Source organism: Campylobacter sp. BCW_4321, assembly GCF_001763075.1.
Lineage (GTDB): Bacteria > Campylobacterota > Campylobacteria > Campylobacterales > Campylobacteraceae > Campylobacter_D > Campylobacter_D jejuni.
The window spans coordinates 55,298-82,085 of record NZ_MJYA01000007.1; the positions used below are offsets into that span (position 1 = coordinate 55,298).

Annotated in this window: 30 protein-coding genes; 13 read left to right on the forward strand and 17 right to left on the reverse strand. The window is 30.1% G+C overall.

Annotated elements, in window-relative coordinates:
• Positions 1-18: 18 nt before the first annotated feature.
• The 3 genes from AJN58_RS01150 to AJN58_RS01160 form a co-directional block, all read right to left on the reverse strand.
• Positions 19-372: a hypothetical protein gene (locus tag AJN58_RS01150; RefSeq protein ID WP_044780420.1), complete on the reverse strand. Its 354-nt coding sequence runs from the start codon at positions 370-372 to the stop codon at positions 19-21.
• The gene (gene ndk, locus AJN58_RS01155; protein ID WP_044780421.1) at positions 373-786 is read right to left on the reverse strand and encodes a nucleoside-diphosphate kinase; all 414 of its coding nucleotides are present in this window, start codon (positions 784-786) and stop codon (positions 373-375) included. It abuts the gene before it with no gap.
• Positions 787-898: 112 nt separating this feature from the next.
• Positions 899-1,183 carry a DUF362 domain-containing protein gene (locus AJN58_RS01160; RefSeq protein ID WP_002854354.1) on the reverse strand — a complete coding sequence of 95 codons (285 nt, stop codon included), beginning with the start codon at positions 1,181-1,183 and terminating at the stop codon, positions 899-901.
• 204 nt (positions 1,184-1,387) lie between these two features.
• Between AJN58_RS01160 and AJN58_RS01165 the strand changes: the two genes are divergently transcribed.
• Both AJN58_RS01165 and flhB read left to right on the forward strand, forming a co-directional pair.
• Positions 1,388-1,984: a peroxiredoxin gene (locus AJN58_RS01165; protein WP_002854219.1), complete on the forward strand. Its 597-nt coding sequence runs from the start codon at positions 1,388-1,390 to the stop codon at positions 1,982-1,984.
• Positions 1,985-2,102: 118 nt separating this feature from the next.
• Positions 2,103-3,191 (forward strand): flagellar biosynthesis protein FlhB, encoded by a 1,089-nt coding sequence (gene flhB / locus AJN58_RS01170; RefSeq protein WP_002861110.1) that lies wholly within the window; start codon positions 2,103-2,105, stop codon positions 3,189-3,191.
• A 5-nt stretch (positions 3,192-3,196) separates the two neighbouring features.
• Here flhB and motB read toward each other — a convergent pair whose 3' ends face one another.
• The 3 genes from motB to polA are packed head-to-tail and all read right to left on the reverse strand — an operon-like array spanning position 3,197 to position 7,375.
• Positions 3,197-3,940 carry a flagellar motor protein MotB gene (gene motB / locus AJN58_RS01175; protein WP_002861111.1) on the reverse strand — a complete coding sequence of 248 codons (744 nt, stop codon included), beginning with the start codon at positions 3,938-3,940 and terminating at the stop codon, positions 3,197-3,199.
• Between the two features lie 2 nt (positions 3,941-3,942).
• Positions 3,943-4,719 carry a flagellar motor stator protein MotA gene (gene motA, locus AJN58_RS01180; protein ID WP_002854170.1) on the reverse strand — a complete coding sequence of 259 codons (777 nt, stop codon included), beginning with the start codon at positions 4,717-4,719 and terminating at the stop codon, positions 3,943-3,945.
• A 16-nt stretch (positions 4,720-4,735) separates the two neighbouring features.
• Positions 4,736-7,375 (reverse strand): DNA polymerase I, encoded by a 2,640-nt coding sequence (gene polA / locus AJN58_RS01185; RefSeq protein WP_070233660.1) that lies wholly within the window; start codon positions 7,373-7,375, stop codon positions 4,736-4,738.
• 161 nt (positions 7,376-7,536) lie between these two features.
• Here polA and AJN58_RS01190 point away from each other — a divergent pair, with 161 nt between their 5' ends.
• Together AJN58_RS01190 and AJN58_RS01195 are read left to right on the forward strand one after the other, a co-directional pair.
• Positions 7,537-8,898, forward strand: coding sequence for an MFS transporter (locus AJN58_RS01190; protein WP_070233659.1), 1,362 nt, complete (start codon positions 7,537-7,539; stop codon positions 8,896-8,898).
• Positions 8,895-9,902 carry a nucleoside hydrolase gene (locus AJN58_RS01195; protein WP_070233658.1) on the forward strand — a complete coding sequence of 336 codons (1,008 nt, stop codon included), beginning with the start codon at positions 8,895-8,897 and terminating at the stop codon, positions 9,900-9,902. Before AJN58_RS01190 ends, AJN58_RS01195 begins: the two co-directional genes overlap by 4 nt.
• Here the strand turns inward: AJN58_RS01195 and AJN58_RS01200 are convergent.
• The 6 genes from AJN58_RS01200 to AJN58_RS01225 form a co-directional block, all read right to left on the reverse strand.
• Positions 9,858-10,301 carry a YqaA family protein gene (locus AJN58_RS01200; RefSeq protein ID WP_002859441.1) on the reverse strand — a complete coding sequence of 148 codons (444 nt, stop codon included), beginning with the start codon at positions 10,299-10,301 and terminating at the stop codon, positions 9,858-9,860. The genes AJN58_RS01195 and AJN58_RS01200 overlap by 45 nt on opposite strands.
• Positions 10,301-10,897: a hypothetical protein gene (locus AJN58_RS01205; RefSeq protein WP_070233657.1), complete on the reverse strand. Its 597-nt coding sequence runs from the start codon at positions 10,895-10,897 to the stop codon at positions 10,301-10,303. The genes AJN58_RS01200 and AJN58_RS01205 overlap by 1 nt, the downstream gene beginning before the upstream one ends.
• Positions 10,878-11,585 (reverse strand): hypothetical protein, encoded by a 708-nt coding sequence (locus AJN58_RS01210; protein WP_002894535.1) that lies wholly within the window; start codon positions 11,583-11,585, stop codon positions 10,878-10,880. The genes AJN58_RS01205 and AJN58_RS01210 overlap by 20 nt, the downstream gene beginning before the upstream one ends.
• A 19-nt stretch (positions 11,586-11,604) precedes the next feature.
• Positions 11,605-12,156, reverse strand: coding sequence for a hypothetical protein (locus AJN58_RS01215; protein ID WP_002870756.1), 552 nt, complete (start codon positions 12,154-12,156; stop codon positions 11,605-11,607).
• 1 nt (position 12,157) lies between these two features.
• Entirely contained in the window at positions 12,158-14,980 is a 2,823-nt protein-coding gene (gene uvrA, locus AJN58_RS01220) for an excinuclease ABC subunit UvrA (protein WP_070233656.1), read from the reverse strand.
• 73 nt (positions 14,981-15,053) lie between these two features.
• Complete coding sequence (locus AJN58_RS01225; protein WP_070210135.1) at positions 15,054-15,839, reverse strand: sulfite exporter TauE/SafE family protein; 786 nt, start codon at positions 15,837-15,839, stop codon at positions 15,054-15,056.
• A gap of 122 nt (positions 15,840-15,961) precedes the next feature.
• On the opposite strand from AJN58_RS01225, the gene AJN58_RS01230 reads away from it, so the two are divergent.
• The 9 genes from AJN58_RS01230 (at position 15,962) to AJN58_RS01270 (ending at position 23,207) form a co-directional block, all read left to right on the forward strand.
• Positions 15,962-16,087, forward strand: a complete 126-nt coding sequence (locus AJN58_RS01230) for a hypothetical protein (RefSeq protein ID WP_002854718.1) — start codon at positions 15,962-15,964, stop codon at positions 16,085-16,087.
• A gap of 169 nt (positions 16,088-16,256) precedes the next feature.
• Entirely contained in the window at positions 16,257-17,507 is a 1,251-nt protein-coding gene (locus AJN58_RS01235; protein ID WP_002861115.1) for an anthranilate synthase component I family protein, read from the forward strand.
• Entirely contained in the window at positions 17,504-19,105 is a 1,602-nt protein-coding gene (gene trpD, locus AJN58_RS01240; protein ID WP_070210136.1) for an anthranilate phosphoribosyltransferase, read from the forward strand. The genes AJN58_RS01235 and trpD overlap by 4 nt, the downstream gene beginning before the upstream one ends.
• Positions 19,092-19,691 (forward strand): phosphoribosylanthranilate isomerase, encoded by a 600-nt coding sequence (locus AJN58_RS01245; RefSeq protein ID WP_002854429.1) that lies wholly within the window; start codon positions 19,092-19,094, stop codon positions 19,689-19,691. Before trpD ends, AJN58_RS01245 begins: the two co-directional genes overlap by 14 nt.
• Entirely contained in the window at positions 19,688-20,866 is a 1,179-nt protein-coding gene (trpB, locus tag AJN58_RS01250) for a tryptophan synthase subunit beta (RefSeq protein WP_002857405.1), read from the forward strand. The genes AJN58_RS01245 and trpB overlap by 4 nt, the downstream gene beginning before the upstream one ends.
• On the forward strand, positions 20,859-21,608 hold the full coding sequence (gene trpA / locus AJN58_RS01255) for a tryptophan synthase subunit alpha (protein ID WP_070233655.1): 750 nt from the start codon (positions 20,859-20,861) through the stop codon (positions 21,606-21,608). Before trpB ends, trpA begins: the two co-directional genes overlap by 8 nt.
• A gap of 70 nt (positions 21,609-21,678) precedes the next feature.
• Positions 21,679-22,101 carry a chemotaxis protein CheX gene (locus AJN58_RS01260; protein WP_002854524.1) on the forward strand — a complete coding sequence of 141 codons (423 nt, stop codon included), beginning with the start codon at positions 21,679-21,681 and terminating at the stop codon, positions 22,099-22,101.
• A complete protein-coding gene (gene fliN, locus AJN58_RS01265) occupies positions 22,101-22,409 on the forward strand; it encodes a flagellar motor switch protein FliN (RefSeq protein WP_002824739.1) in 309 nt (102 codons plus the stop codon). Before AJN58_RS01260 ends, fliN begins: the two co-directional genes overlap by 1 nt.
• Entirely contained in the window at positions 22,410-23,207 is a 798-nt protein-coding gene (locus tag AJN58_RS01270) for a hypothetical protein (RefSeq protein WP_070233654.1), read from the forward strand.
• Here AJN58_RS01270 and AJN58_RS01275 read toward each other — a convergent pair.
• The 5 genes from AJN58_RS01275 to plsY all read right to left on the reverse strand — a co-directional run bounded on the left by AJN58_RS01275 (position 23,204) and on the right by plsY (position 26,682).
• Positions 23,204-24,664, reverse strand: coding sequence for a Ppx/GppA phosphatase family protein (locus AJN58_RS01275; protein ID WP_070233653.1), 1,461 nt, complete (start codon positions 24,662-24,664; stop codon positions 23,204-23,206). The genes AJN58_RS01270 and AJN58_RS01275 overlap by 4 nt on opposite strands.
• On the reverse strand, positions 24,664-24,909 hold the full coding sequence (locus tag AJN58_RS01280) for a YfhL family 4Fe-4S dicluster ferredoxin (RefSeq protein ID WP_002854647.1): 246 nt from the start codon (positions 24,907-24,909) through the stop codon (positions 24,664-24,666). The genes AJN58_RS01275 and AJN58_RS01280 overlap by 1 nt, the downstream gene beginning before the upstream one ends.
• 112 nt (positions 24,910-25,021) lie before the next feature.
• Positions 25,022-25,693 (reverse strand): homeostatic response regulator transcription factor HsrA, encoded by a 672-nt coding sequence (gene hsrA / locus AJN58_RS01285; protein ID WP_002857553.1) that lies wholly within the window; start codon positions 25,691-25,693, stop codon positions 25,022-25,024.
• 78 nt (positions 25,694-25,771) lie between these two features.
• A complete protein-coding gene (locus AJN58_RS01290; RefSeq protein WP_002857609.1) occupies positions 25,772-26,089 on the reverse strand; it encodes a dihydroneopterin aldolase in 318 nt (105 codons plus the stop codon).
• The gene (gene plsY / locus AJN58_RS01295; RefSeq protein WP_002921511.1) at positions 26,074-26,682 is read right to left on the reverse strand and encodes a glycerol-3-phosphate 1-O-acyltransferase PlsY; all 609 of its coding nucleotides are present in this window, start codon (positions 26,680-26,682) and stop codon (positions 26,074-26,076) included. The genes AJN58_RS01290 and plsY overlap by 16 nt, the downstream gene beginning before the upstream one ends.
• Positions 26,683-26,788: the final 106 nt, after the last annotated feature.

Consider the following 26,788-nt stretch of genomic DNA (forward strand, 5'->3'; position numbering starts at 1 on the left):
CTCCTTTATAAAATTTAATTAATTATTGCAATTTATGCAATAAAAATAATCACTCAAATAAGCTTCAAGCTCGCTGATAGCAACTTCTATTAAATCAATATGTCCATCGAAAAATTCTATAGTATTGCTCAATTTGTTTGCTTCATCTTTAAAAATACCATCACTTGCAAAAAGTTCTAAATTTTCTTTAATTTCAAGTTCTAACTCAGTTCCACAACTATCACAAGGTCTATAGATAAAACCTTGCATAATAGCATTTATTTTAACAAGCTTAGGATTTATTTTTACTAAATTTCCTTCAAAAATCATATTCTCAAGATTAAGTTTAAAAGGATATTCCTTTATGTTAATCTTAGAAAAAGGGATTTTCATTTAGCAAATTTCGTTTGGTTTAAAGAAAAATTCAACTTCTATTTTTGCATTTTCCAAGCTGTCGCTTCCATGAACAGCATTAGCATCAATACTCTCAGCAAAATCGGCTCTAATTGTTCCTGCTTTAGCTTCTTTAGGATTTGTCGCTCCCATTAAATCTCTATTTTTTAATACGGCACCTTCTCCTTCTAGTACAGAAACAACAACAGGACCGCTAATCATAAATTCAATCAAGTCTTTAAAAAAAGGTCTTTCTTTATGAACAGCATAAAAATTTTCAGCTTGTTCTTTGCTAAGTTGAACTTTTTTCATTGCAGCGATTCTTAATCCATTGCTTTCAAAACGATCTAAAATTTTTCCTATAACACCTTTTTTAACAGCATCAGGTTTAATTATAGATAAAGTTTTTTCCATCTTTGTAATAACTCCTTGTTTTAATAAAGCTTAAAATTATACTTGAATTTGTTTAAAGAAAGTTAAATTAAAAGAAAAAGCTAGAGATTCCTAGCTTTTTCTTTTTTTAAAATTATGCAAAAACTGGAGTGTCCCCACTTCTCATATCAGCGCCAATATTATCACGACTTGGTTGTCCTGATTCTACAGCACTCCAAACTATACATCCATCTGTTGGGCAAGCGCTAGCACAGGCTGGTTGATCATTATGTCCTACGCATTCAACGCATTTGTTTGCATAAACATAATATCTATCTTCACCTTCTGGATTGTTAGCATCATCAACGATAGCACTCACTGGACACTCATCAATACAAGAACCACAAGCAATACATATATCTGTAATTTTTACAGCCATTTTTTCTCCTTTTTAATATTAAGATTTAAATGATTTTAGCATAAAATTCTTAAATAAGGTAAATTTTGATAATCAAAATTTACCTTATTTGATAATAATTATAACTTTCTTAAATTTTTAATATTATTTTGGATATTTAAAAAAAAATAAAGATTTAAACGATATAATTTCGTTATCAATAAAATTTATTATTTAGGAGAAAATATGATAGTTACTAAAAAAGCTTTAGATTTTACTGCTCCAGCGGTATTAGGAAACAATGAAATTGTTCAAGATTTTAATCTTTACAAAAACATAGGCCCAAAAGGAGCGGTAGTATTCTTTTATCCAAAAGATTTTACTTTTGTTTGTCCTTCAGAAATTATAGCTTTTGACAAAAGATATCAAGAATTTAAAAACCGCGGTATTGAAGTAATTGGAATTTCAGGAGATAATGAATTTTCACATTTTGCTTGGAAAAATACTCCAGTAAATCAAGGTGGTATTGGTCAGGTTAAATTTCCGCTTGTTGCTGACTTAACTAAGCAGATTGCTAGAAATTTTGATGTACTTTATGCAGAAGCAGTTGCCCTTCGTGGTTCGTTCTTGCTTGATGCTGATGGAACAGTTCGCCATGCTGTGGTTAATGATTTACCACTAGGTAGAAATATAGATGAAATGTTAAGAATGGTTGATACTATGCTTTTTACAAATGAGCATGGTGAAGTTTGTCCTGCAGGATGGAATAAGGGCGATGAAGGTATGAAAGCTAACCCTAAAGGCGTGGCTGAATATCTTGGTAAAAACGAAGCTAAACTTTAATTTCTTAGTATAAAGCCTCTTCATGAGGCTTTTTCTTCATTTTTATTCTTTAATTGAAATTCATAAATTTTCTACTATAATTTTACACACATATTAAAATTTTTACTTAGGCTAAAATATGGCAGGCGAAGATCAAGAAAAAACAGAAGAACCCACGTCCAAAAAGATAGAAGATGCGCGTAAAGAAGGTAATGTTCCAAAGTCTCAAGATGCGGCAGCTATTGTAACTTTGATAATTGGAGTAACTATAACTTTACTTATGATGAGTTTTATGGGCGAGAGAATTGTAAATTTATATAGATACTATCAAAGTTTTATTGGTGTTGAATTTGATTTGCGTATTATTCAAGCCATTATGATTAAAAGCATTTTTGAGGTTTTAATTATTCTTGCACCTATTGTTTTAAGTATTATGATTGCTGGGGTTTTGGGAAATATTATGCAATTTGGTTTTATTTTTACAACTAAACCTATTATGCCAAATTTAGGAAAAATCAATCCTCTAAAAGGTTTAAAAAACCTTTTTTCATTGAAAAAAATTGTTGAAAGTATAAAAATTATTTTAAAAGTGGGTATTGTTTTTACTATAGCTTTTATAGTTTTACTTAAATTTATGCAAGAGCTTCCAAGAGTTGAGCTTTATACTATGGTTGCACAGCTTACTTGGCTAAGAGACAGAGCTATTGTTTTAGCAGCTATTGTTATAGTTGCTTTTTTAATTATTGCTGTTTTAGATGTTTTTTTGGTGCGTTTTCAGTATTTTAAAGGTTTGCGTATGAGCAAACAAGAAATAAAAGATGAGTATAAACAAATGGAAGGAGATCCTCAGGTTAAAGGTAGAATTCGTAGACTTCAAATGGAAGCTGCGCGTCGTCGTATGGTTCAAGATGTTGCAGGTGCGGATGTGGTGATCACAAACCCAACGCATTATGCCGTAGCTATTCGTTATGATACAAGTAAAGAACAAGCCCCTAGGGTTGTTGCCAAAGGAGTGGATTTTCTCGCTCTTCGCATAAAACAAGTAGCCTATGAAAATAATGTTGTGGTTTATGAAAATCCTCCTTTAGCAAGAGAGCTTTATAAAGCTTGTGATGTTAATGATCTTATTCCTAGGGAAATGTTTAAAGCTGTAGCTGAGGTGCTAGGATTTGTTTATAATACAAATAATAAGAGTCGTTTAGCTGGTCAAGTAAAAAAAGGAAACTAAAACTTTTAAGGTGTTTTAGTTCCTATTTTATTGATAAGTTCAAGAACAGATTTTTGAGTGCTTGTATCTGCTGTATCGACTTTAAAATATATTTCTACTCTATTATTTTCTAAGGCTTGCGGATTTCCATTGATGGGATTATTAAGCCCGTAGCTTTTAATGCTAATATTTTTCAAATTTGCTCCACCTTCTATAAAATATTTTAATACATTTTCTGCTCTTTGGTAGGCGAGTTCATAACTTCTTATAATAGAGTCGCTATTGTCTGTATAGCCTCTAATTTCTATTTTTGCTTGAGGTGGCAAATATGTTGTTAGTTCAGCCATACGTTTTAAATAATCTTGTATATCAGCTGAAACGATTTGAGCGCTACCTCTTTCAAATTCAACTTTGGATGGAAGGTTAAGAGCAACCTGATTGTCGCTTTGATCTAGAGCCGCTTGAAGACGTTTGATGGTTTCTTGCTGTGTCATAGTCATTTGTTTTAACGATTTGAGTTCATCACTTTCTTCTTTTGCTGCACCCTTATATTTTTCTTGGGTTTTGCTCTCTTCTTTGACTGTTTGAGTAGAGGTATAATCAAAGATTTTAACAAATTCGGTTTTTAAAGCCTCTACTTTAGCAGGATTTGTTTTAGAAATTGCCCAAAGAGCAATAAAAAGCGCCAAAAGCAAACTTAGAAAGTCTGCATAAGGTACAGCCCATTTTTCACCTGCAGGACATTCTGGACATTTATGTTTCTTGGCCATTTTTAACCTTTGTCAAATTGTGAAATTTTTGGATCATCGTGACTTAAGAAATTAAAAAGCTTAGCTTCCAAATCTCTAGGATTCGCACCTTCTGCAATTCCTTTTATGGCTTCAGTGATGACAATTTGCTCTTTTACAAGATCCATTCCATTAGCTTTCATTTTTCTTCCCCAAGGTGCAAAAAGCGCATAAGCACCAAAAATCCCAGTAACCGTAGCTGTAAAAGCACCTGAAATACCCGCTGCCATTGCTTGAGGATTGTCTAGCAATTTAAGAGCTAGAATAAGACCAAAAACCGCTCCAACAAGTCCCATGGTAGGGCAAGTTTCTCCAAATACTATCCAATATTCTGCACATTCTTTATAATGCTCTTCAAGTTGTTCGGTTTGTATTTCCATGCTTTCGTGAATTTCTTCAAAGCTTTTACCATCTACAAGCATCATCATAGCATTTTTTAAAAATTCATTTTCAATCTCATTGGTTCTTGATTCTAATGCTAAAAGCCCATCTCTTCTTGCAATAATGGCAAATTCTATTAACTGGGCTATCCTTTCAGGTAGATTTACTCCAGAGCCTTTAAAGACAACTTTGAGTTCTTTATAAGCTGCTTTTACAATTTTTTTATGTGTAGAAGTCATTGCACAAAATGCAGCTGTTGGCATAACTATAAGAAAGGAAGAAAGATGTACAACATGTAAAGGATTACCACCTTCTAGTATATCTCCTACTGAAATACTAGTAACTGCAAGCACCATTCCCAGTATGGTTGAAAGATCCATATAAATATCTCCTTGATTATTTTAAATCGCCCCAATTTTTGGCAATACTTGAGCTTGTTTTTAATTTTATTTTTAATTTTACTATATTTTCCATAATATCTCTAGTTTTTTTTACAAAATTTTCACATAAATCATCTTTTACTTCAAAAATTAATTCATCATGAATTTGCAAAATAAGCTTTTTGTCTTCATTTAATTCTTTATTGATTTCTAGCATTGCAAGTTTGATTACATCTGCTGCTGAACCTTGCAAGATTGAATTAATGCTTTCTCTTTCATACATGGCAATTTGCATAGGTTTTGCATTTTCAAAATCAAAATAACGCTTGCGACCGCTTAAAGTAGTGATAAAACCATTTTGTTTAGCTTCGTTTTTAACTGTTTCAAAATATTTTTTAATGCTAGTAAAATTTTCAAAATATTTTTCTATATAAGATTTGGCTAAATGAGCTTCTATTTTTAAATTTTGACTTAAAGTTTTATAGCCCATGCCATAAATAAGTCCAAAATTTATACTTTTTGCAACACTTCTGGTTTCATAATTGCTTTCTCCAAAAATCATTATAGCTGTTCTTGCATGTATATCTTCATCGTTAGCAAAAGCATTTAAAAGTTTTTCATCTTCGCTAAAATGTGCAAGCATTCTCAGTTCGATTTGAGAATAATCAAGAGAGATAAAACTAAATCCATCTTTAGCTACAAAGCAAGATTTATAATCTTTTGCGTATTGTCCGTGTGCAGGAATATTTTGCAAATTTGGATCTTTAGATGAAAGGCGACCCGTTGCAGTTCCAGTTTGTAAAAAACTTGAGTAAATGCGTGAATTTTCATCTTTTAACGCTAGTTTTAACAAAGGTTCGCAATAAGTGGAATAAAGTTTGGCAAGTTCTCTATAATCTAAAATTTTGGCAATTACAGGATGTTTATCTAAAAGTGCATTTAAAACTTTTTCATCGGTAGAATATCCTGTTTTTCCTTTTTTTCCACTTGGAAGTTTAAGTTTTTCAAAAAGTATATCACCTACTTGTTTAGGTGAGTTTAGGTTAAATCTATCCTCACAAAGAGTATAAATTTCTTCACTTAAATTTTTGATTTCATTTTCAAATTTTTTCATAAGGGCTTCAAGTGCATTTGTATCAAGCTTTATGCCATTTTCTTCCATCATCATAATGATTTTAATGAAATCAAATTCACAGTTTTTAGCAAGTTCTAATAAAGGAGTTTCAAGATTTTTTAAAAAATAAAGATAAAATCTTAACGTGATATAAGCATCTTCTGCGGCGTATTTGCAAGCTTTTTCAAGTTCTACACTTGCAAAATTTTCTCCTTTTTTAACAAGGCTTTCAAAATGCAAGGTTTCGTAATTAAAAAGTCTTAAGGCTAAATCATCCATATTTACTCTTAAAGAAGGATTTTTAAGCCATGCTAAAATCATTGTATCTGCGTATTTTTGAGGTAAATTTAATCCAAAATTATTTTGAATGATTTTAAAATCATATTTGAGATTGTGCCCTATAACAAAATGATTAAAGATTAGTTCTATGGCTTTTTTGGCATTTTGCAATGAGATTTGCTCACCTACTCCAAGATAATTATGAGTTAAAGGCACATAAAAGGCTTCGTTTTCACTCATACAAAAACTAAAACCAACAATTTTTGCCTCTTTTGTATCAAGTCCTGTAGTTTCGGTATCAAAAGCAATAATACTTTCTTTATCAAGAGTATTTAAAATTTCAAAAAGTTTGTTTTCATCTTGTATTAAAGTGGCTTTAAAACCTAAATTTTTATCTTTATTATCAGGATTTTGACGCAGTTTTTTAAGCAAAGCATTAAGTTCGTAATGTTCTAAAATTTCAAGTATTTTTAAAAGAGGTTCTTCATCAGGATAAGTGGCTTTTTCTATAAGATCTTGCACTTCTAAATTTTCATACAAAGAAGCTAATTTTTTGCTTAAAAATGCATTTTCCTTACCCTCTAAAAGCAAATTACGACTTCTTTCGTTGCGTACTAGGGTTAAATTTTCATAAATTCCTTCTATGCTGCCAAATTCATCAAGTAAGGTTTTGGCTCCTTTTGCGCCTATACCTTTAACGCCTGGAATATTATCAGAACTATCTCCGCAAAGAGCTAAAAAATCTCTGATTTGATGAGGTTTTACTCCGTATTTTTCTAAACACGCTGCTTCATCATAGTCGTTTTTAGAAATAGGGCTATAAATACTTGTTTTACCATCTTTTATGAGTTGATAAAGATCTTTATCTTGAGTGATAATGCGTACAAAAATATCCCTATCTTCACAAGTTTTTACAAAAGAAGCGATGATATCATCGGCTTCATAACCTTCCCTAGAAACGCTTATAAAACCCATTTTTTCTATCATCTCTATGCAAATTGGAATTTGTTCTAGAAGTTCAGGTGGTGGTGGAGTGCGATTTTGTTTATAGTTTGGATCAATTTCGCTACGAAAAGTTTTTCCTTTGGAGTCTAATGCAAAAACAATATAATCACTTTTATGTTCATTTTTTAAGCTATAAATAAAATTTGCAAAACCGCTAATCATTCCACTAGCTTGTCCTTGTGAATTTTTAAAACCTTTTAATGCGTAGTAAAGTCTGAAAAAAAATCCAAAAGTATCGATAATAGTTAAAGTTTTCATAATAATTTCTTCTTTTGATAAAATATATTTTTAAGTTGTATTATTTCAAAATTTTGCTTAAAATGTCTACAATTTAAGATCTTTAAGCAAAAACACTGCAATTTTTAGCCATAATTACAAATTATTTATAAAAAAATATATTAAAATATAAGGATAATGTAATGACAAATCAGCAAATTGATGGAATTGCGGATAAGAATTTTAACACACCTAAAGGTAGGAAAGTTTTTAAAAAGGCAGTTTTTTCTTGCTGGTTGGGAACTGCTATGGAATATGCAGATTTTGCACTTTATGGTTTAGCAGCTGCAACAATTTTTTCAGAAGTGTTTTTTCCTGAGCAAACTCCAGTAATTGCACTTTTGCTTAGTTTTGTAACTTATGGCATAGGTTTTATTGCAAGACCTATTGGGGCTTTGTTTTTTGGTTATTTAGGTGATAAACACGGAAGAAAAAATGTTATGATGGCTACAATAGCTTTAATGGGAATTTCAACTACTCTGATAGGTTTTATTCCAAGTTATGCAGTGATTGGTGTTTGGGCGCCTATTTGTTTGGTTGCATTGCGTTTTATGCAGGGTTTTGGTGCAGGAGCTGAACTTTCAGGTGGAACAGTTATGCTTGGAGAATATGCTCCTAGCAAGAGAAGAGGGCTTGTTTCTTCTGTGATTGCTTTAGGATCAAATAGCGGAACTTTGCTTGCGTCTTTTGTATGGCTTTTGATGGTACAAATGGATGAAGCAAGTTTTAAAGAATGGGGTTGGAGAGTTCCTTTTATGGGAAGTATTTTAATCGCTCTTTTTGCTGTATATATTCGTTTTCATGTCAAAGAAACCCCTGTTTTTGAAAAGCAAAAAAATGAAATGATGAAATTGCGTCTTAATAACGAAAAGCATATAAAAAAAGATGAAAGAAGTTTTTGGCAAAGAAGTCGTGCTTTTTGGACTATGGTGGGCTTAAGAATAGGCGAAAATGGACCTTCTTATCTTGCGCAAGGTTTTATTGTAGGTTATGTGACTAAAATTTTACTTTTAGACAAATCAGTTGCTACTACAGCGGTAATGATAGCTTCATTGGTAGGGTTTTTAGTTATTCCTTTGGCGGGTTATTTAAGTGATAAATTTGGAAGACGTATTACTTATAGAATGTTTTGTTTGCTTTTAATGATTTATGCTTTTCCTGCTTTTATACTTTTAGATAGTAAAAATGAAATTATTGTGATTTTAACTATTATTGTAGGTATGTCTTTAGCATCTTTAGGGATTTTTGGTGTGCAAGCGGCTTGGGGTGTGGAGCTTTTTGGGGTAAAAAACCGTTATACAAAAATGGCTTTTGCTAAGGAGCTAGGTTCTATTCTTTCAGGAGGAACAGCGCCTATGGTGGCTTCTGCTTTACTTGCGTATTATGGCACTTGGTGGCCTATTGCAACATATTTTGTATTAACTGCAAGTATAGGTTTTGTGACTACATTTTTTGCGCCAGAAACTAGAGGTAGAGATTTAAATAAAATAGAAGATGCGATATGAGACTTATTTTAGACACGGACATAGGCAATGCTATTGCAGGAGCAAATACTGATGATGGTTTAGCACTTGCTTTGATTTTGTCATCTAAAGAAATCAAACTTGAAATGCTAAGCACAGTTTGCGGTAATGTTCCAAGCCTTGTTGCCTATAGTGTGGCTAAGGATTTATTTAAACGTTTAAATTTAAATATCCCCGTTTATTTGGGAGCGAATGAAGCCTTAAAAGAATCAAGTAAAGCTTGGCGTCAAAGACTTGATGAAAGTGTAAAAAATTTTAAACTTGAATATCTTTGGGAAAATATAAAAAGTCCTGAAATTTTAGAAAATATAAATCCTGATGCGATTTTTAAAATGGGTGAGTTAGTGAGTAAAAATCCTAAAGAAATTTCTATTTGTGCGATAGGACCTTTGACAAATATCGCTATGGCTATGAAAATTTTTAAAGATTTTGATATAAATCTTAAAGAGCTTTTTATTATGGGAGGCAGTTTTGATATGCCTTATTACACTAAAGATACAAATTTTGGTTTTGATCCTGAGGCGGCTAGTATAGTGCTAAATTCAAGAGCTAAAATTACACTCGTACCTTATAATGCAACCATGCAGACTTTATTGACTCATGAGGATTTAAAAGAGTTGCAAGGTAAGAATATTTTATGTGATTTTATCGTTGAAACTTTAGGTGTTTGGATTGATTATGCCTCTAAAACACGTGGTACAAAGGGAACTTGGATACATGACGCTTTAACGATAGCTTACGCATTAGATTCTAGTATTGCAGATTTTGATGAGTGTTATGCTGATGTTATTTGCGATAGTTCTTTGGCAAGAGGTATGAGTTGGCGTTGTTTTAAAGAACCAAAAATGAGTATAGGGGTGGATTTAAGCACTAAAAATTGTGTTAAAATTTTAAAAAATGTTAATAATGCAAAGCTTTTAGAGTTGATAAAAATGAGGCTTTTAAAAGGAGTTTGCTATGAAAATTATGAAAGCATAACGACTTAATTTTCCAAGTAAGATAAAAAATATAGTTTTTAAAAAAGAATATTTTGCAAAACCAAGTCCCAAGGCAAAAAGATCTCCTACTAAAGGCAAAAAAGTAAAAAAAGCAAATATACTTCCAAATTTAGCAAAATTAGCATTGAAATTTTCTAATTTTTTCAAGGATTTGCTAAAGTATTTTTCTAAAATTTTTTCTTTTCCAAAATACGCTAAAGCATAAGTACTTAAACTTCCTAAGGTATTACCCAAAGTGGCTACGATAAGTACCAAATTCGGATTAAAATCAAGTTTTATAAAGCCTAAAACAAAGGCTTCACTTGCTAAGGGTAATAGTGTGCTTGAAAGAAAACACACCATGAAAAGCCCTAAATAGCTAATATCATTATATAAAAAATCAAACATTAAAACTCTTTTTTACGCATTAAAATAAACAAAATAAAAAGATGGATAGGAAATAAAAAAGATTTGATAATTTCAAAATACAAATTTAAATTTCCAAGATCTAATCTTAAAAAAATAGCACCTACAATGATAAAAATAAAATAAATTTTGAAAAGATGGCTTTGAAAAAATTTATCTAAAAGAAATATATAAATAAAAGAAAGAATAAAAGCTAAATAAATGAAAAATTGCCATAAGTTAGCGTTTTCTAGATGAAAATACATATCAATACAACAAACAAACATTATATAAATAAAACAAAAAGCCAAAGGAAATATCAATTTTTCTTTTCTAAAAATAAAAAAATAAAATAAATGTATAAAACAAAATAAAATTAGCAGTAAAAAAGTTAAAATAGAATTTAAAAAACGCAAATTTTCTCTTAGATGATAAAGCTTTTGATCGGCTAAATTTAGCATTTGAAGGTTTTGCGGCGGTAATTCATAAAGGCTATAATCAATGGTTAAATAGTGATTAAAAACAAAAACTAAGGTGATTTGACTTAGGCTTAAAAAGATAACAAATAAAATACTATAGTTAAATATTTTCTTTTTCATTGGATAAAAGCTTTAAATTTGGGATAAATTTGATATTTTGGTTTTTACTAAGTGCGAAAGCAAATAGGGCGTAATAAATGACAAACAATAAGCCTGTAAAGAAAAAAAACATAAACAAAGTTATGGCTAAAGCAAGTGAAGGCTTGCTATGAATTAAAAAAAGCATAAATATAAAAACAATTATCAAAATCATACTTTTAAAAATAAAACATAAGAGAAAATAAATTTGATTTTCACATAAAGCTCTTAGTGTTTTAAAAAATATAAAAGTACAAAAAATGGCTACTATAAGACATAAAAAAGAAAAGCTATATAGAGCAATACGCGTCTGACTGAGAGGATAAGCACTCATAATAAGAATTAAGTTAAACAAAGCGATAAATTGAGTGCTTGCAGCTATAAAAAAACTTATCAACAAAACTTTACTTTTACTTGTAAAATAAAGTTTTAAAATCATAATTGAATAAGAAATTAAAAAAATCACACAAAAAATTATAGTTAAAATGTTAGCGATAGAATCAAAATTATACAATTTTAAATCATAGATAAAATCAAGAACGATAGGTAAAAAATAAAAACAAATTGAAAGTAAAAAACTTATAAAAACTATCCAAGCAAACTTTTTAACGCTTTTAAAATCATTTTGTCTTCGAATTTCAAACATTTGATGAAAGTTTAAATTTGACACTTTTCTTCTTTAAAATATTTCAATCTAGCTTTTTTAAAATTTTATACCTTTCAAAGGCATAAGCAAAACTCAAAAAATGCAAAGTAAGGAAAAGAAATAAAAGGCTTGATTTATAGACAAATATAAAAGATAAAAATGCCAAAAGCATGCACAAAAATGCAAATAAAAAAGACATTTTCACTTCTTTAAAAAGCAAAGCAAGGGTAAGTGAAAATAAAAAATAAAAAACGAAAAATAAAGCTAAAAGCCCTAAAAATAAAATTTTATTTTCCAAAAGAAAAAAAGATGCACCAAGGTTTATAATGGCAAGCAAAAAATAAATTAAAATCTTATTAGAAGAAAATAAAAAATGAATTCTGACCACCATAAAAATAAAAGCAAGAACTATGTAAATACAAGAAAAGAAGCATAAAAATATACCGCCAATATAAAGAATTTCGTTCCCAGCTTCATATGAACTCGTCACCCCTTCATAAGAAAAAAAGTAATAAAAATTATATAAAGCACAGAAAAATATATAAACACTTAATCTTTTAATCTTAAAAAATGCAATTTTTTGTTCGTGTGTCATTTCAACTCCTTGCGTTTTTAAGCTCTAGATCTAAATAATATCCTGTATAGGATTTTGTTTTCTTATGCTCTTTAGCGACTTTTTCCACGCTTCCTGTGCTTATAACTTTTCCACCTTTAACTCCGCCTTCAGGCCCCATATCGATAATATAATCAGCATTTTTAATCACATCTAAATTATGTTCTATCACAAAAACAGAATTTTTAAGATCAACCAAATGTTGTAAAACTAAGATGAGTTTATTAACATCTTCAAAATGCAGTCCTGTTGTAGGTTCATCAAGTATATAAAGCGTTTTTCCTGTATCGCTACGACTTAGTTCTTTAGCAAGTTTGATTCTTTGTGCTTCACCCCCGCTTAAGGTGGTGGCATTTTGTCCTAGGGTTAGATAATCTAAACCCACTTTTACTAGAGTATCTAATTTTTGTTTGATTTTAGGAACGGCTGTAAAAAATTCACTCGCTTCTAAAACACTCATATTTAAAATTTCGCTGATATTTTTACCCTTATATTTGATTTCTAGCGTGGCGTCATTGTAGCGTTTGCCCTCGCAAGTATCACAAACTACCATAACATCAGGTAAAAAATGCATTTCTATTTTGATTTCTCCATCTCCGCTACATTTCTCACATCTTCCACCCTTGACATTAAAAGAAAAGCGTCCTGCTTTATAACCACGCATTTTGGCTTCTTTGGTGGCGGCAAAAAGATTTCTGATTTCATCCATAGCACCTGTATAGGTAGCAGGATTTGAACGTGGTGTGCGCCCAATTGGGCTTTGATCAAGATAAATGACTTTATCAAGTTTTTCAAGTCCTTCTATTTGCACTCCGCCAAGTTTTTTAACTTTTTTCGCACGGTTTAATTCCTCTTGTGCAAAAGGAAGTAGGGTTTGAAGTATCAAAGAACTTTTTCCAGAACCTGAAACTCCCGTTATAGCGACTAAATTTTGTAAAGGAAATTTTACGCTTAAATCTTGGATATTGTTAATATTTACATTTTTAAGTTCAAGCCATTCTTTTTGCGTTCTGTTTTGAAGTTGTGAAATTTGTTTTTTACCATTCATATAAAGTGCAGTTTCACTTTTGCTTTTTAAAAGTTCTTTATAAGTTCCACTAAATACAACTTCACCCCCAAATTTTCCTGCTTTTGGACCAATATCTACGATAAAATCAGCTTCTTCTATGGTCATTTTATCATGCTCTACGACAATTAGAGTATTGCCCTTTTGTTGTAAATTTCTTAAAGTTTTAATCAGTTTTGCAGTATCTCTTTCATGAAGTCCTATGCTAGGCTCATCTAAGACATACATCACTCCACTTAAACCACTGCCAATTTGTGAAGCTATACGGATTCTTTGTGCTTCACCCCCACTAATCGTTCTTGCATCACGCCCTAAAGAAAGATAACCTAGCCCCACATCATACAAGAAAAACAATCTTTCGTTGATTTCTTTTAGGATAGGTTTAGAAATAAGTTTTTGCTGCTCGCTTAAATAGGAAAAATTTTTCTCATCTGCAAAAAAGGCCGTACTATCTTCTATGCTCATATCTAAAATTTCATCCAAGCCTTTTTTGGCTACTTTCACGGCTAAACTTTCGGGTTTTAAACGATGCCCACCACAGTCTTTGCAAATTTTTTCACTCATATATTCGGCTAAATCTTTTTCATCTTTTAGCATTTCATAAGCCATTTTAACCACGCCTTCAAAAGTGCGTTTTAGACGATTTCTTTTCCAAAGAAATTCTATAGTTTTGGCATTACCATATAATACAAGGCGTTTTTGCTCTTCGCTTAATTGCATAAAAGGTATTTTGATAGGAATTTCATTTTGTTCGCAAAAGGCGATTAGGAATTTATAATAATAACTTTTGTTAAAACCATACATGATTTTAACAGCACCATTTTCGAGGCTTAAATTTTCATCGATGATTTTTTTCATATCTAAAGTATAACGAATTCCAAGTCCATCACAAGCTTCACATGCTCCTTTTGGAGAATTAAAAGAAAAGCTTAAAGGTTCAAGTGGAACAAAGGAAATTTTACAATCAAAACAAGCGCAGTGTTCGCTAAAATGATAGTGTTTATTAAGATTTATTTCTTCATGATTTAAAACTTCTATTTCTATTTCTCCAAAGCTTTCTTGTAAGCCTTTTTCTATATCGCTTGCAAGGCGAGAAAGTAAATCTTCTTGAATTTCAAGTCTATCTATGACAAGTTTAATGGTGTGTTTTTTGGTTTTAGCCAGTTCAATTTCTTCATCAAGTCTTACTAAAACTCCATCAATTTGAGCTCTTACATAGCCTTTGTTGCGCAAATTTTCAAGTAAATCTGCATAAGTTCCTTTTTTTTCTCGTATGAGTGGGGCGTAGATGATGATTTTTGCACCTTTTGGAAATTTTAAAATTTCACTGACTATATCACTTGCACTCATAGATGAGATTTTTTGTCCACATTGATGACAATGTTGAATGCCAACTCTTGCATATAAAAGTCTTAGATAATCATAAATTTCAGTGATGGTTCCCACGGTCGAGCGTGGATTTTTAGAAGTAGTTTTTTGATCTATGGCAATGGCTGGAGTTAAACCTTCGATTTTATCGACATCAGGTTTGCCTACCTTATCTAAAAATTGTCTGGCATAAGCACTTAAACTTTCTATATAACGGCGTTGTCCTTCAGCATAAAGAGTGCCAAAAGCAAGGGTTGATTTTCCACTTCCACTCAGTCCTGTAAAAACAATGAGTTTGTTTTTGGGAATTTCAAGGTGGATATTTTTTAGGTTATTTTCTCTTGCACCAATGATTTTGATGGTATCGTTCATAGTCTTTCCTAAACATTAAAATAAATTTAAGATTTTAGCATAATAATATTAAAAGAACTTGGATAAATCCAAGTTAAAAATTTATAAGATTTAGCTTATTAAGCAAAGAGTGGGTGGTTCCAAGTATTGATAAGGCATATACGCAAAGTAAAATTTTTCTATGAGCTGAAATATGCATTTTTTCTATGATTTTAATTCCTATAAAAACTCCAACCATAGAAGCTATACCTACTAGTATTCCTTTATGAATAACTTCAGAGTCTATAACTCCAGAATTTGAAAAAGATATAACACCAGAGACTGAAGCAAAAATAACAAAAAACAAGGATAAGGAAACAACTTTTTTACTATCATAGCCTAAAAAATAAGCTAAAATTGGAGCAATTAAAAGTCCACCACCAATTCCCAAAGAAATAGCAAAAATACCAGTAAAAGCTCCAGCAATAAATAAAATGACATTCTTTACCCAAACGCTTCTTTGAATTTGCACAATGTTTTCTTTAATTCCAAAAGCATATTTGATAAAAAATATACAACTTACCGTCAAAAATACGCTAGTAAGAGCTACATCGCTTAAAGCTTTTAAAAGTATTCCGCTAAAGCTTGCCCCTATGAGCCCTCCAAAACCTATCATAACACCATCTTTAAGATTTAGATTTTTTTTCTTATAATTAATATAAGAGCCAAAAACTGCTGCAAAAATCATTTGCAATACTGAAATTCCGATAGCATGGTGAGCGCTTGCTCCAAGTGCGAACATAGAAGGAACGATAATCATACCTCCACCAATGCCAAAAAGTCCAGAAGCAATACCTGAAATGATTCCTATGATTAGATAAGGTAAATCTGTGATTTCCATAGCTTTTCCTAAAAAATATTAAATATTTCAAATACGGAATAATTTTATCTTATTAAGCTAAGTATTATCTTAGTTTTTTAAAACAATAGAATATTTTTTTGGTAACTTTAAGCATCGTAAAAATGTTTCAAAATATTATAAAATATAAAGATTTTATAATATTTATTTTAAATTTAAAGCAAAATTTATATTTATTGATTAAAATTAACTTAGACTTTAAAAATTTTCATAAAAGTCTTAATTTTTGAAATATTTTATAAGAAAGGTAAAAGATGAGTGAAAATGATTTTTTTGGTAATTCTTTGATTTTAAAACTTACACACACTCTTCGCTCTTGGCGTTTCTAAACTTCTTTTTATCTAAATTTTTTCTTTAGTATTATTTTTATTTATTTTATTTTTTTAAAAAAGGCCTATTATGTTTGTTAAAAATGTAAATTTTTATTACAGACAAATCCTTGAAAAATTTGAAAATTCTTATTTTGCAGAGGATTTGACTAAGGTAATTATAGGGATTGATTGTGATTATTTAGATGCTAATGAATTATCATTTAGCGAGTTTAAGGCAAAATATTATGAAGCTTTAAGTAAGAATAAAATTTGCGACTTTGCTGGATTTTTTGGAGTTTTTAGTGCGAATTTTGTATCTTTGTTTGAGAAAATTCCACTTTCTTCTAAGAAAAATTATGATTTTCCTTTATTTTTATTTGCCAATGCTAAAGCTTATTTGATTTATGAGAAAAATAGTAAGATGTTTTTTAAATTTGGCGCTTCAAAATATTTTGAATATTTAAAAGATGATATTGAACCAATTAAAAAGAAACAAAAAAATGCTTTTGAAATTTTAAATTCTTTAGAAGATGAAAAAAATGATTTTTTAAAAATGTGTGAAAAAGCTAAAGAATATCTTTTAAGTGGAGATATTTTTCAAGTGGTCTTAAGTAAGCAACTTTGTATCAAGCATCAAGTAAATGCTTTTGATTATTATGAGAGTTTAAGTGCTTTAAATCCAAGCGCTTATATGTATTATTTTCCAAGTAAATATGGTGTTGTTTTGGGTTCTTCTCCAGAGTTTTTATTGAAAATTAAAAAAAGAGAGATTTATTTAGCCCCTATTGCTGGAACTAGAAATTTGGAAAATAACTGTGATCTTTTAGCTTTAGAAAAAGATCTTTTAAGTGATGAAAAAGAACTTAGTGAACATAAGATGCTTGTAGATTTAGCAAGAAATGATGCTTCTAAATTTGGCGCTCAAACAAGAGTGGAAAATCTTTTTTCTATTATTAAAAATAAATTTGTAATGCACATAGTGAGTGAAGTGTATGCCAATATGAAAGAAGATGCGAGTATTTTCGATGTGATTGAAGCAGTTTTTCCAGCGGGAACTTTAAGCGGAGCTCCTAAAATAAGAGCTTTAGAGATCATTAGTGAGCTTGAAGATTGCGATCGTGGAATTTATGGTGGTGCGGTAGGATTTTTAAATTTTAACGAAGACATAACTTTAGCGATTTTAATTCGTTGCGCTTTTTTTACTCAAGATAAGGCTTATTTGGCAAGTGGGGCGGGTATTGTTTTGCAAAGTGAGAGTCAAAAAGAATATGCAGAAATTTGTGCTAAACGCAAGGCGCTTTTGGTAGCTTTTGAAAATTTAAAAAAGGAAAATCAATGATACTTTTAATTGATAATTATGATTCTTTTGTTTTTAATGTCAAAAGCATGTTAGAGCAACTCAGCAATGATGAAATTTTAGTAAGAAGAAATGATGAAATTTCTCTGAGTGAAATTAAAAATTTAAATCCTACTCATATTATTTTAAGTCCTGGTCCAAAGCATCCAAGTCAAAGTGGGATTTGTCTTGAAATTTTTAAAGCAAGGCTTAATATCCCTGTTTTGGGCATTTGTTTAGGACATCAAGCTTTAGCTTTAGCTTTTGATTCTTTAGTGGTTAAGATGCAAGAGCCTATGCATGCAAAAAATTCTTTGATAAAACAATGCAAGGAAAATGAATTATTTTCTAATTTGCCTCCAAATTTTAGCGTGATGCGTTATCATTCTTTAGAGGTTAAACAGCTTAGTGATGAGCTTGAAATTTTAGCCCTTGATGAGAAGGGTGTGATTATGGCTTTGGGACATAAAAATTTACCTTATTATGGTGTGCAATTTCATCCTGAAAGCTATTTTAGTGAATATGGCTTACAGCTTTTTTCTAATTTTTTAAAACAAGATATAAAAAAATCACAAAAACAAGAAAATCCTTTAAGTTTTTATTTGCAAAAAATGAGTGAAAATCATTTTTTACAAAGCGATGATTTTGAGCAAATTTGTAAGATTATTATGTCTAAAGATTATGAAATTTTACAAGTGGCGGCTTTGTTGATTTTAATCACAGAAAAGTCTTTAAACGAAAAATCTTTAAGTGCTTTTGTAAGACAAATTTTAAGATATTCTCAAACTTTTAGTGATGAGAGTGAGATGATTGATATTTGCGGAACAGGTGGAGATGGTTTTAAAAGTATCAATGTTTCTACGACTAGTGCTTTTATTTTAGCAGCTTTAGGGGTAAAAGTAGCCAAACACGGAAATCGTGCCATTTCAAGTTCTAGCGGAAGTACAGATGTGTTAGAAGCTTTAAATATAACTACTCTAAACACTTTAGAATCAGTTTTAAAACAACTAAATAATCAAGGGCTTAGTTTTTTACATGCTCCATTTTTTCATCCTTTAGTAGGAGAACTTAAAGAGATCAGATCAAGACTTGGAGTAAGAACGGTTTTTAATGTTTTAGGTCCTTTATTGCACCCTAATTTAAAGTTAAAATATCAACTTATGGGAAATTATCACGCACCTGTGCATAGGCTTTTGATAGAGGTTTTAAAAAATTTAGGACGCAAAAAAGCTTTAGTGGTAAGAGGAAATGATGGTATGGATGAGCTTAGTATTTGTGATGAAAGTAAAATTTATGAGCTTTGTGAGGGAGAAATTTTAGAGTATTCTATCTGTCCTGAACAATTTGGTTTTAAAAGAGCTTTTCATAGTGAAATCATAGGATCTAGTGCATATGAAAACGCTAAGGATTTAAAAGATATTTTAAGTGGTAAAATGCAAGGGGCAAAATTTGATTTAGTAGTTTTAAATGCTATGTTTGCACTTTATACAGCCAATAAAGCAAGTTCGCCTTTAGTGGCTAAAGATATGATTTTAGAAGCCATTTATTCAGGTAAGGTTATAGAGTATTTTAAGGAGTATCAAGCTTATGCTAAAGCTTAAAATTTGTGGCATTAAAGATGAAAAAAATGCTAAAGATTTAGCTTTTTTAAATATTGATTTTTTTGGACTTATTTTTGCTAAAAGTCCAAGAAGAGTGAGTTTAGAACAAGCAAGAAATTTAAGTGCAATTTTTCATGAAAAAGATAAAAAAGTTGTCGGTGTTTTTGTAGATGAGAATTTGGAACAAATTTTAAGATGTATTCAAGAAGTTAAGCTTGATGGAGTACAAATTTATCGCACTATTACCAAAGAAGAATTTGAAATTTTAAAGGTACAAAATGTTTTTGTATGGCAGGTGATAAGTGTGGAAGATAGTTTAGATTTAAAAAGTGAAATTTTTGCTGATTTAGTGCTTTTTGATGCTAAGGGAATTTTAAAGGGCGGTAATGGAATAAGTTTTAATTGGACTTTATTAAGTTCTTATACTAAAGATTTTGTATTAGCTGGAGGCATAGGTTTGGATAATATTCATAAGGCCGTAAAAACAGGAGCTAAAATTTTAGATCTTAATTCAAAACTTGAAGATGAAAAAGGCTTAAAAGATATCAACAAAATAAAACAAATTTTAAAGGAGCTGAAAAAATGAAAAAAGCATATTATGGGGATTTTGGTGGGCAGTTTTTGCCTGAAAGTGCAATGTTTGCTTTAAATGAGCTAGAAAGTGCTTTTTTGAAATTTTCTAAAGATAAACTCTTTAAAAAAGAATTAAACGAGCTTTTAAAAACTTATGTGGGGCGTCCTACTCCGCTTTATTTTGCTAGAAATTTAAGCAAAAAATATCAGCATGAAATTTATTTAAAACGCGAGGATTTAAATCATACTGGAGCACATAAAATCAATAATGCCATCGCTCAAGCCCTTTTAGCAAAAAAAATGGGAAAGAAAAAAATCATAGCAGAAACAGGAGCAGGTCAACACGGACTTGCAACAGCCACTGCAGCAGCACTTTTAGGACTTGAATGTGAAATTTATATGGGGGCAACTGATGTACAAAGACAGGCTTTAAATGTTTATAAAATGGAGCTTTTGGGTGCTAAAATTCATGCAGTACAAAGTGGGCTTAAAACTCTAAAAGAAGCTACTACTGCAGCTATTCAAGCTTGGGTTGGAGATATTAAAAATATTTTTTATGTGGTTGGAAGTGCGGTAGGTCCTTATCCTTATCCTAAAATGGTAACCCATTTTCAAAGCATTATAGGAAAAGAATGCAAAATGCAACTTCAAAAACTCAATAAAAAAGTAGATTATATTATTGCAGCTGTTGGGGGTGGAAGCAATGCAGCTGGGATTTTTTATGATTTTATCAAAGATGAAAATGTTAAACTTATAGGTATTGAAGCAGGGGGGCTTGGCATCGATACACCTTATCATGCAGCGACTTTAAATAAGGGAAAAACAGGCATTATTCACGGTATGAAAACCAAGGTTTTACAAGATGATTTAGGCAATATCTTGCCTGTGCATAGTGTTTCTGCAGGGCTTGATTATCCAGGAATTGGCCCTTTGCATGCTTTTTTATTTGAAAGTAAAAGAGCGCAATATCATGCTATAAGTGATGAAGAATGTATGCAAGCTTTAAAATTACTTTGCAAAGAGGAAGGTATTATTGCAGCGATTGAAAGTTCGCATGCTTTAGCGTTTTTAGAAAAACTTTGTCCAACTTTAAAAAAGAAAAGCGTGATAGTAGTAAATCTTTCAGGTAGGGGAGATAAGGATATGCAAATGATTAGAGATTATAAAAAAGGGGTGATTTATGGTTGATTTTAGAAAATTTTATAAAGAAAATGCAAATGTGGCTTATACGGTTTTAGGTTATCCAAATCTTCAAACAAGTGAAGCTTTTTTGCAAAGATTGGATCAAAGCCCTATTGATATTTTAGAACTTGGTGTTGCTTATAGTGATCCTATTGCCGATGGTGAGATTATTGCAGATGCGGCAAAAATAGCTCTTGATCAAGGTGTAGATATTTACAATGTTTTTGAGCTTTTAGCTAGGGTAAAAACTAAAAAAGCTTTGGTTTTTATGGTTTATTATAATTTAATTTTTTCTTATGGTTTGGAAAAATTTGTGAAAAAAGCAAAATCTTTAGGGATTTGTGCTTTGATTATACCTGAATTAAGTTTTGAAGAAAGTGATGATTTAATTAAAGAGTGTGAAAAATATAATATAGCTTTAATTACACTTGTAAGTGTTACAACCCCTAAAGAAAGGGTTAAAAAGTTAGTAAAACATGCTAAAGGTTTTATTTATTTATTAGCAAGCATAGGTATTACAGGTACTAAAAGTGTCGAAGAAGCAGTCTTACAAGATAAAGTAAAAGAAATCAGATCTTTTACAAATTTGCCTATTTTTGTAGGTTTTGGCATTCAAAATAATCAAGATGTAAAAAGAATGAGAAAAGTTGCTGATGGAGTGATTGTGGGAACTAGCATAGTAAAGTGTTTTAAACAAGGAAATTTGGATATAATAATGAAAGATATTGAAGAAATTTTCAAAAAATAAAATTTTAAAACATATTTTTATTTTATATTTACTATAATTTTAAATTAAGTTTTTTATAAAGGTGGTAGCTATGTTAAAGATTCTTGAGTATTCCATCACTCATTTTTGCGAGCATATCTTAAGACTTCGCATTGAAGCAGCTCAAGATATAAGCGGTGAACTTTATGGAGCGAGTATTCCTATCATGGGCAAAAGCGAAGGAGAATGTAATTTTTATTTATTTTTTCCAAAAGAATTTTTAAAAAAAATTGCAGAAATTTTAATTAATGATGAAAAATTTAAAGAAGATGACTGGTGCGATTTAACTAAAGAATGTGCCAATCAGATTATAGGTTATGCTAAAAATTTGTTAAATGATGCTAAGGGTGATGACGAGTATAAACTTGGAATTCCCGAATATTTAGGAAAAGTTGATTTTTCTGAAATAGTTCTAGATGAAGCTTTAACTTATAAATTTGAAAATTGTTATTTTAGAATAGGATATTGCAAATAATGAGCGATGATATAGAGTTTAACATTCATCATGGGCTTTTACAATCTTATGAAGATATCTTAGATATTACAGTAGATTTTGTAAGCGAGCTCGGAACTACAAATATGAGTGTAGCAGAGCTTTTAAAACTTGAAGTAGGTTCGGTTATTGATCTTGAAAAGCCTGCTGGAGAAAGCGTTGAGCTTTATATCAATAAAAGAATTTTTGGCAAAGGCGAGGTTATGGTTTATGAAAAAAATCTCGCTATAAGAATTAATGAAATTTTGGATTCTAAGACTGTGCTTCAATACTTTAAAAAAGAAATTTAAATGAGATTACTAGTATTATTTTTTTTAATTTTACCTTTATATAGTGTTGAGCTGATTAGTTATAATATCTACGATAGAAATGATCGAGTAGATTTAATGCTTTCTTTTGATAATGCTTATAATGGCAATATTTCTCAAAAAAAAGAAAAAAATTTAACTCTTTTAACTTTTAGTGATTTAACGTATTCTAAAGATGAATTAAAAGAACTTAACTCTCAACTTGTAGATAAAATTAGTATTAGTTCTAAAAATAATAATACCTATATTATGCTACAAAACAAACAAAATATTAATTTAGAACTTAGCTCTATCAATGATAAATTTGGAGTAAGGATACGAGCTATAGAGCAAGGGAAAGCAAATATCGAATCTGCACCTACAACAACTGCGAATAATTCTCAAGAATTAATGCCTAAACCAAAAAGTACAAGTTTAGAAGGGTATGATTATACAAATTATATCTTAGTAATGCTGATTTTAGTTATTTTGTTAATAGTGCTTTGGTGGTTTAAAAAGACTATGGTTTATAAAAATAACAATGTTTCTAGAGATTTTACTATGATTTTCCAAAGATTTTTAGATAAAAATAATCAACTTGTTGTTTTTGATCACGCTAATAAACGTTATACAATGATAATAGGTAATTCCAATGTGCTTTTAGAAAGTGTTGAAATTCCAGAGGAACAAACAATAAAACATACAGAAAAAACAGAGAAAAATTTTGATTCTTTTTTTGAAGAGAATAAAAAAAGAATTCAAAATCTTATAGAGCAGCGTCAAAAAGGTAAAAAATCTTAAATTTTTTGATTGATTGCTAATGCTATGGTAGCTGGTTTTGCAATTTTTTTGAGCTCATCTTTGGGTAAATTAAGAATTTTGTTTTCTTGATATATATAAAGAGTATTGTTTGCAAAAGCAAAATCAATCTTATCTTCATTTGTGCTTAAAGTTTTAGCTAGGCACAAAATAAAATTAAGCCATGAAATGGTATGAATATTGGGTAAAAGTTGTTTATAGGGTTCAAGATTATAAGGATTAACTTTTTTTCCATTAAGCTTAATAATGCTAGCAATTAAAGCTTTTTCTTTATGTGAAAATCCATAATTTAATCCACCTAGCACAAAATGAGCAGAGTGTTCATTAGCAAAATAGAAATTTAAATATTCTCCAATATGGCATAATTTAGCAGCATTTAGTAAAGTATGCTTATAGTTATCGTTAAGTTTATGAAGATTTTTAAGGGTTGTAAAAATTTGCAGAGCAAAATGTGGAGTTTTATTTTTTTGTTTTGATTGTAAAAATTTATCTTGTAAACATTTTAAACTGGGATTGAAATTTGGTGGAAATGTGATTTTAGGACGAAGCAAATCTTGTAAATAAACTCCTTCTCTGATTCCAACCCCACTCGTGATAACTTGTTTGGCTTTTATTTTTTCCGCAATCTTTAAAAAAATAAATATACCCTCTTTAATGGTATCAAAACGATCCTTTTTTATTCCAAAATTGATTAAAGAGTCTAAGTTTGAATTAAAAATTTTTAAAATATGTCCTTTTTCTTCATCTAGCATATAGCGAAAATCATGTAAATTTTTCAGTGGATAGGAATTTTTTTGCATGATGGAATTAGATATTGCTCTTAAGCTTCCACCTATTGCAATAAGGTTTTGATTGCAAAATTCTTTAGGAATTTGTTCTAAAATTGGTTTTATAAATTCTTCTAAAGAATCCATTTTTCCAGTATCATAGAACAATTCTTTTAGCCTAACAGTGCCAATATCAAGAGATATACAAGAAATAATTCTATTATTTTTTATTAAACACAATTCACTAGAACCACCACCTATGTCTAAAGTGGTTCCATCCTTAAAAGGACTTAATAAATTTAAAGCCGCAAGACCACCTAAGTAACTTTCGCTTTTTCCATCTATACAGCGTATATTTAAAGACAGATTATCTTTGATCCTTTTAATGAAATTTTTTGAATTTGGGGCATCTCTTAAGGCTGATGTGCCTACTATAAATATTTTTTTGCACTTATGCTTTAAAGCGCATTGTTTGAAAAAAGCTAAGGCATCTTCGGCTCTTTGCATGGCTTCTTCTTGGAGAATTTTGCCATTATTATAAGCATTTTCTCCAAGTCTTATTTTGCGTTTGTATTCGCAAGTTGTATAAAAACCATATCTAGAAGTTTTTTCAAAAATCACCATTCTAATGGAGTTTGAGCCAAGATCAACAACGGCTGTTTTTTTTGCCATTAAAATTCTCTATCTCTATGTTTGAGTTTTAATTCTTCTATAGTTTCTACATTATCAGGATCAGGAATGATACATTCATATGGGCAAGCAACAATACAGGCAGGCTCTGAAAAATCATTAACGCACTCTGAACAAAGATCAGGGTCTATTACATAAATTGGACTATTTTCATAAATAGCTTCATCAGGACATTCTTCTCTGCAAGCATCACAACATACGCAGTCTTTTGTAATTAAAAGAGACATCATAACCTTTCAAAAATTTAAAAAATAATTTTAGTTTATACAATAACAAAACTTAAATAAAATATAAAAATAGAAATAAAGATAAATTTTTTGCACCGAAGGTGCAAAATTGTTAAGATTTTTTAGGGAAGCAGAAACGGTATCCTCTACGACGAACTGTTTCTATGGTAGATATGTTTAACGGTTTATCCATTTTTTGACGAATTTGATTGATAGCTACTTCGATAACATTTGGAGTTACTAGCTCAGGTTCTTCCCAGATGGCATCTAAAAGTTGTTCTTTGGATACAATTTGATCCGAATGTCTTGCTAAGTGCGTTAAAACTTCAAAAGGTTTTCCTTTAAGTTCTATATCTTGACCTTTATAAGTAATTTTTTCCTCATCTGGATCAATAACTAAGTCTTCAATTTTAATAACATTGGTTCCACCAAGTCTTAGTCTTGCTTCAATTCTTGCGAGTAGAATATCAAAATCTAAAGGTTTTTTAACAAAATCATCGGCTCCAGCTTTCAAAGCTTTGATTTCTGTTTCTTTGTCTGTTTTTGAAGACATAATCATAACTGAAGTTCTTGGAGATTTATGCTTAATAGTGTTAACAAGTTCCGCTCCATCTCCATCAGGTAAAGTCCAGTTTGCTAAAACTAAATCATAATGTCTAATGCCGATAAAGTATTCTCCATCTTTAAAATTTTCAGAAGAATCGGTTTGATAACCAAATTCATTAAGATTGTCTATAATTGTTTTATTTAGGCTAATCTCATCTTCTATAACTAAAATTCTCATTTGTTCTATCCTTATTAAGAAAAATTTAAAGAATTATATCATAGCTTAAGTAAATGTTTAGATATCTTTAAAAAAAAATTAATATTTTTTTTTCAATTTAACCCCAACTGTAGCATTTTTTATTATATGGGGTTTGAAAATTTTTATGTTAAGATTGGTTAAATTAGGAAAATCTTTTTTTAAATTTAAGCTTACAAAGTCTAAAGACTCTTCAAGGGTGTAAAATTCTTCTTTTTTATACCATTTTTTAATTTTGGTAATTACCTCTGCATAATTTAAAAATTCATTTGCTTTAGCTTTAAGCTTGATAATAATTTTTTGTTTTTTCCTTCTTTCGAAATCTAATATACCGATGATACACTTAAAGTGAAATTTTATTTTTATATGACTTTGCATTCTTCTTTAAAAATCAATCTTTTAATATTAGGTAGATGTTTATATACTATAATAAAAGCGATAATGAAAACGGGTGCATGTGTATGAATTTCTAAGTCATAATTAAATATAAAAGAACTTACAACAAAAGCAAGTAACGCTGCTAAAGAAGCTAGCGAAGATATTTTAAAAATTTTTCCAATAACCACCCATACAATAAATGCTGTAAGCACTTCCAATGGAAGCAAAACTATCATAGCACCTGCTCCTGTTGCTATGCCTTTTCCTCCTTCAAATAACAAGTAAATTGAAAAACAGTGTCCAAAAATAGCCAAAACTGCCACGCTCCAAAGCAAAGCTTGATCATAATGAAGAAATTTTAAGATTAGTAAAGGAATAGCTGCTTTTGCAAAATCTAAAATTATTGTAGCAATGGCAAGTTTTTTTGCTAGTTTGGGATTTTTTTCTTTTACTACTCTTAAAACATTGGTTGCCCCTATACTTTTTGAACCTTCTTTTTTGATATCAGTTTTAGCAAAAAATTTAGCTAGGATTAGCCCAAAAGGGATTGAACCTAAAAGATATATAAAAGCGTAAATTATTAAATTTTCCATAATATCCTTTTCAAATCATCTTAAAATTTTAAGATTTATAACTAAAAATTATATCTTATGAAAATAAATAAACAAAAAATAATTTTTAAGATAAAAATAGTATTAA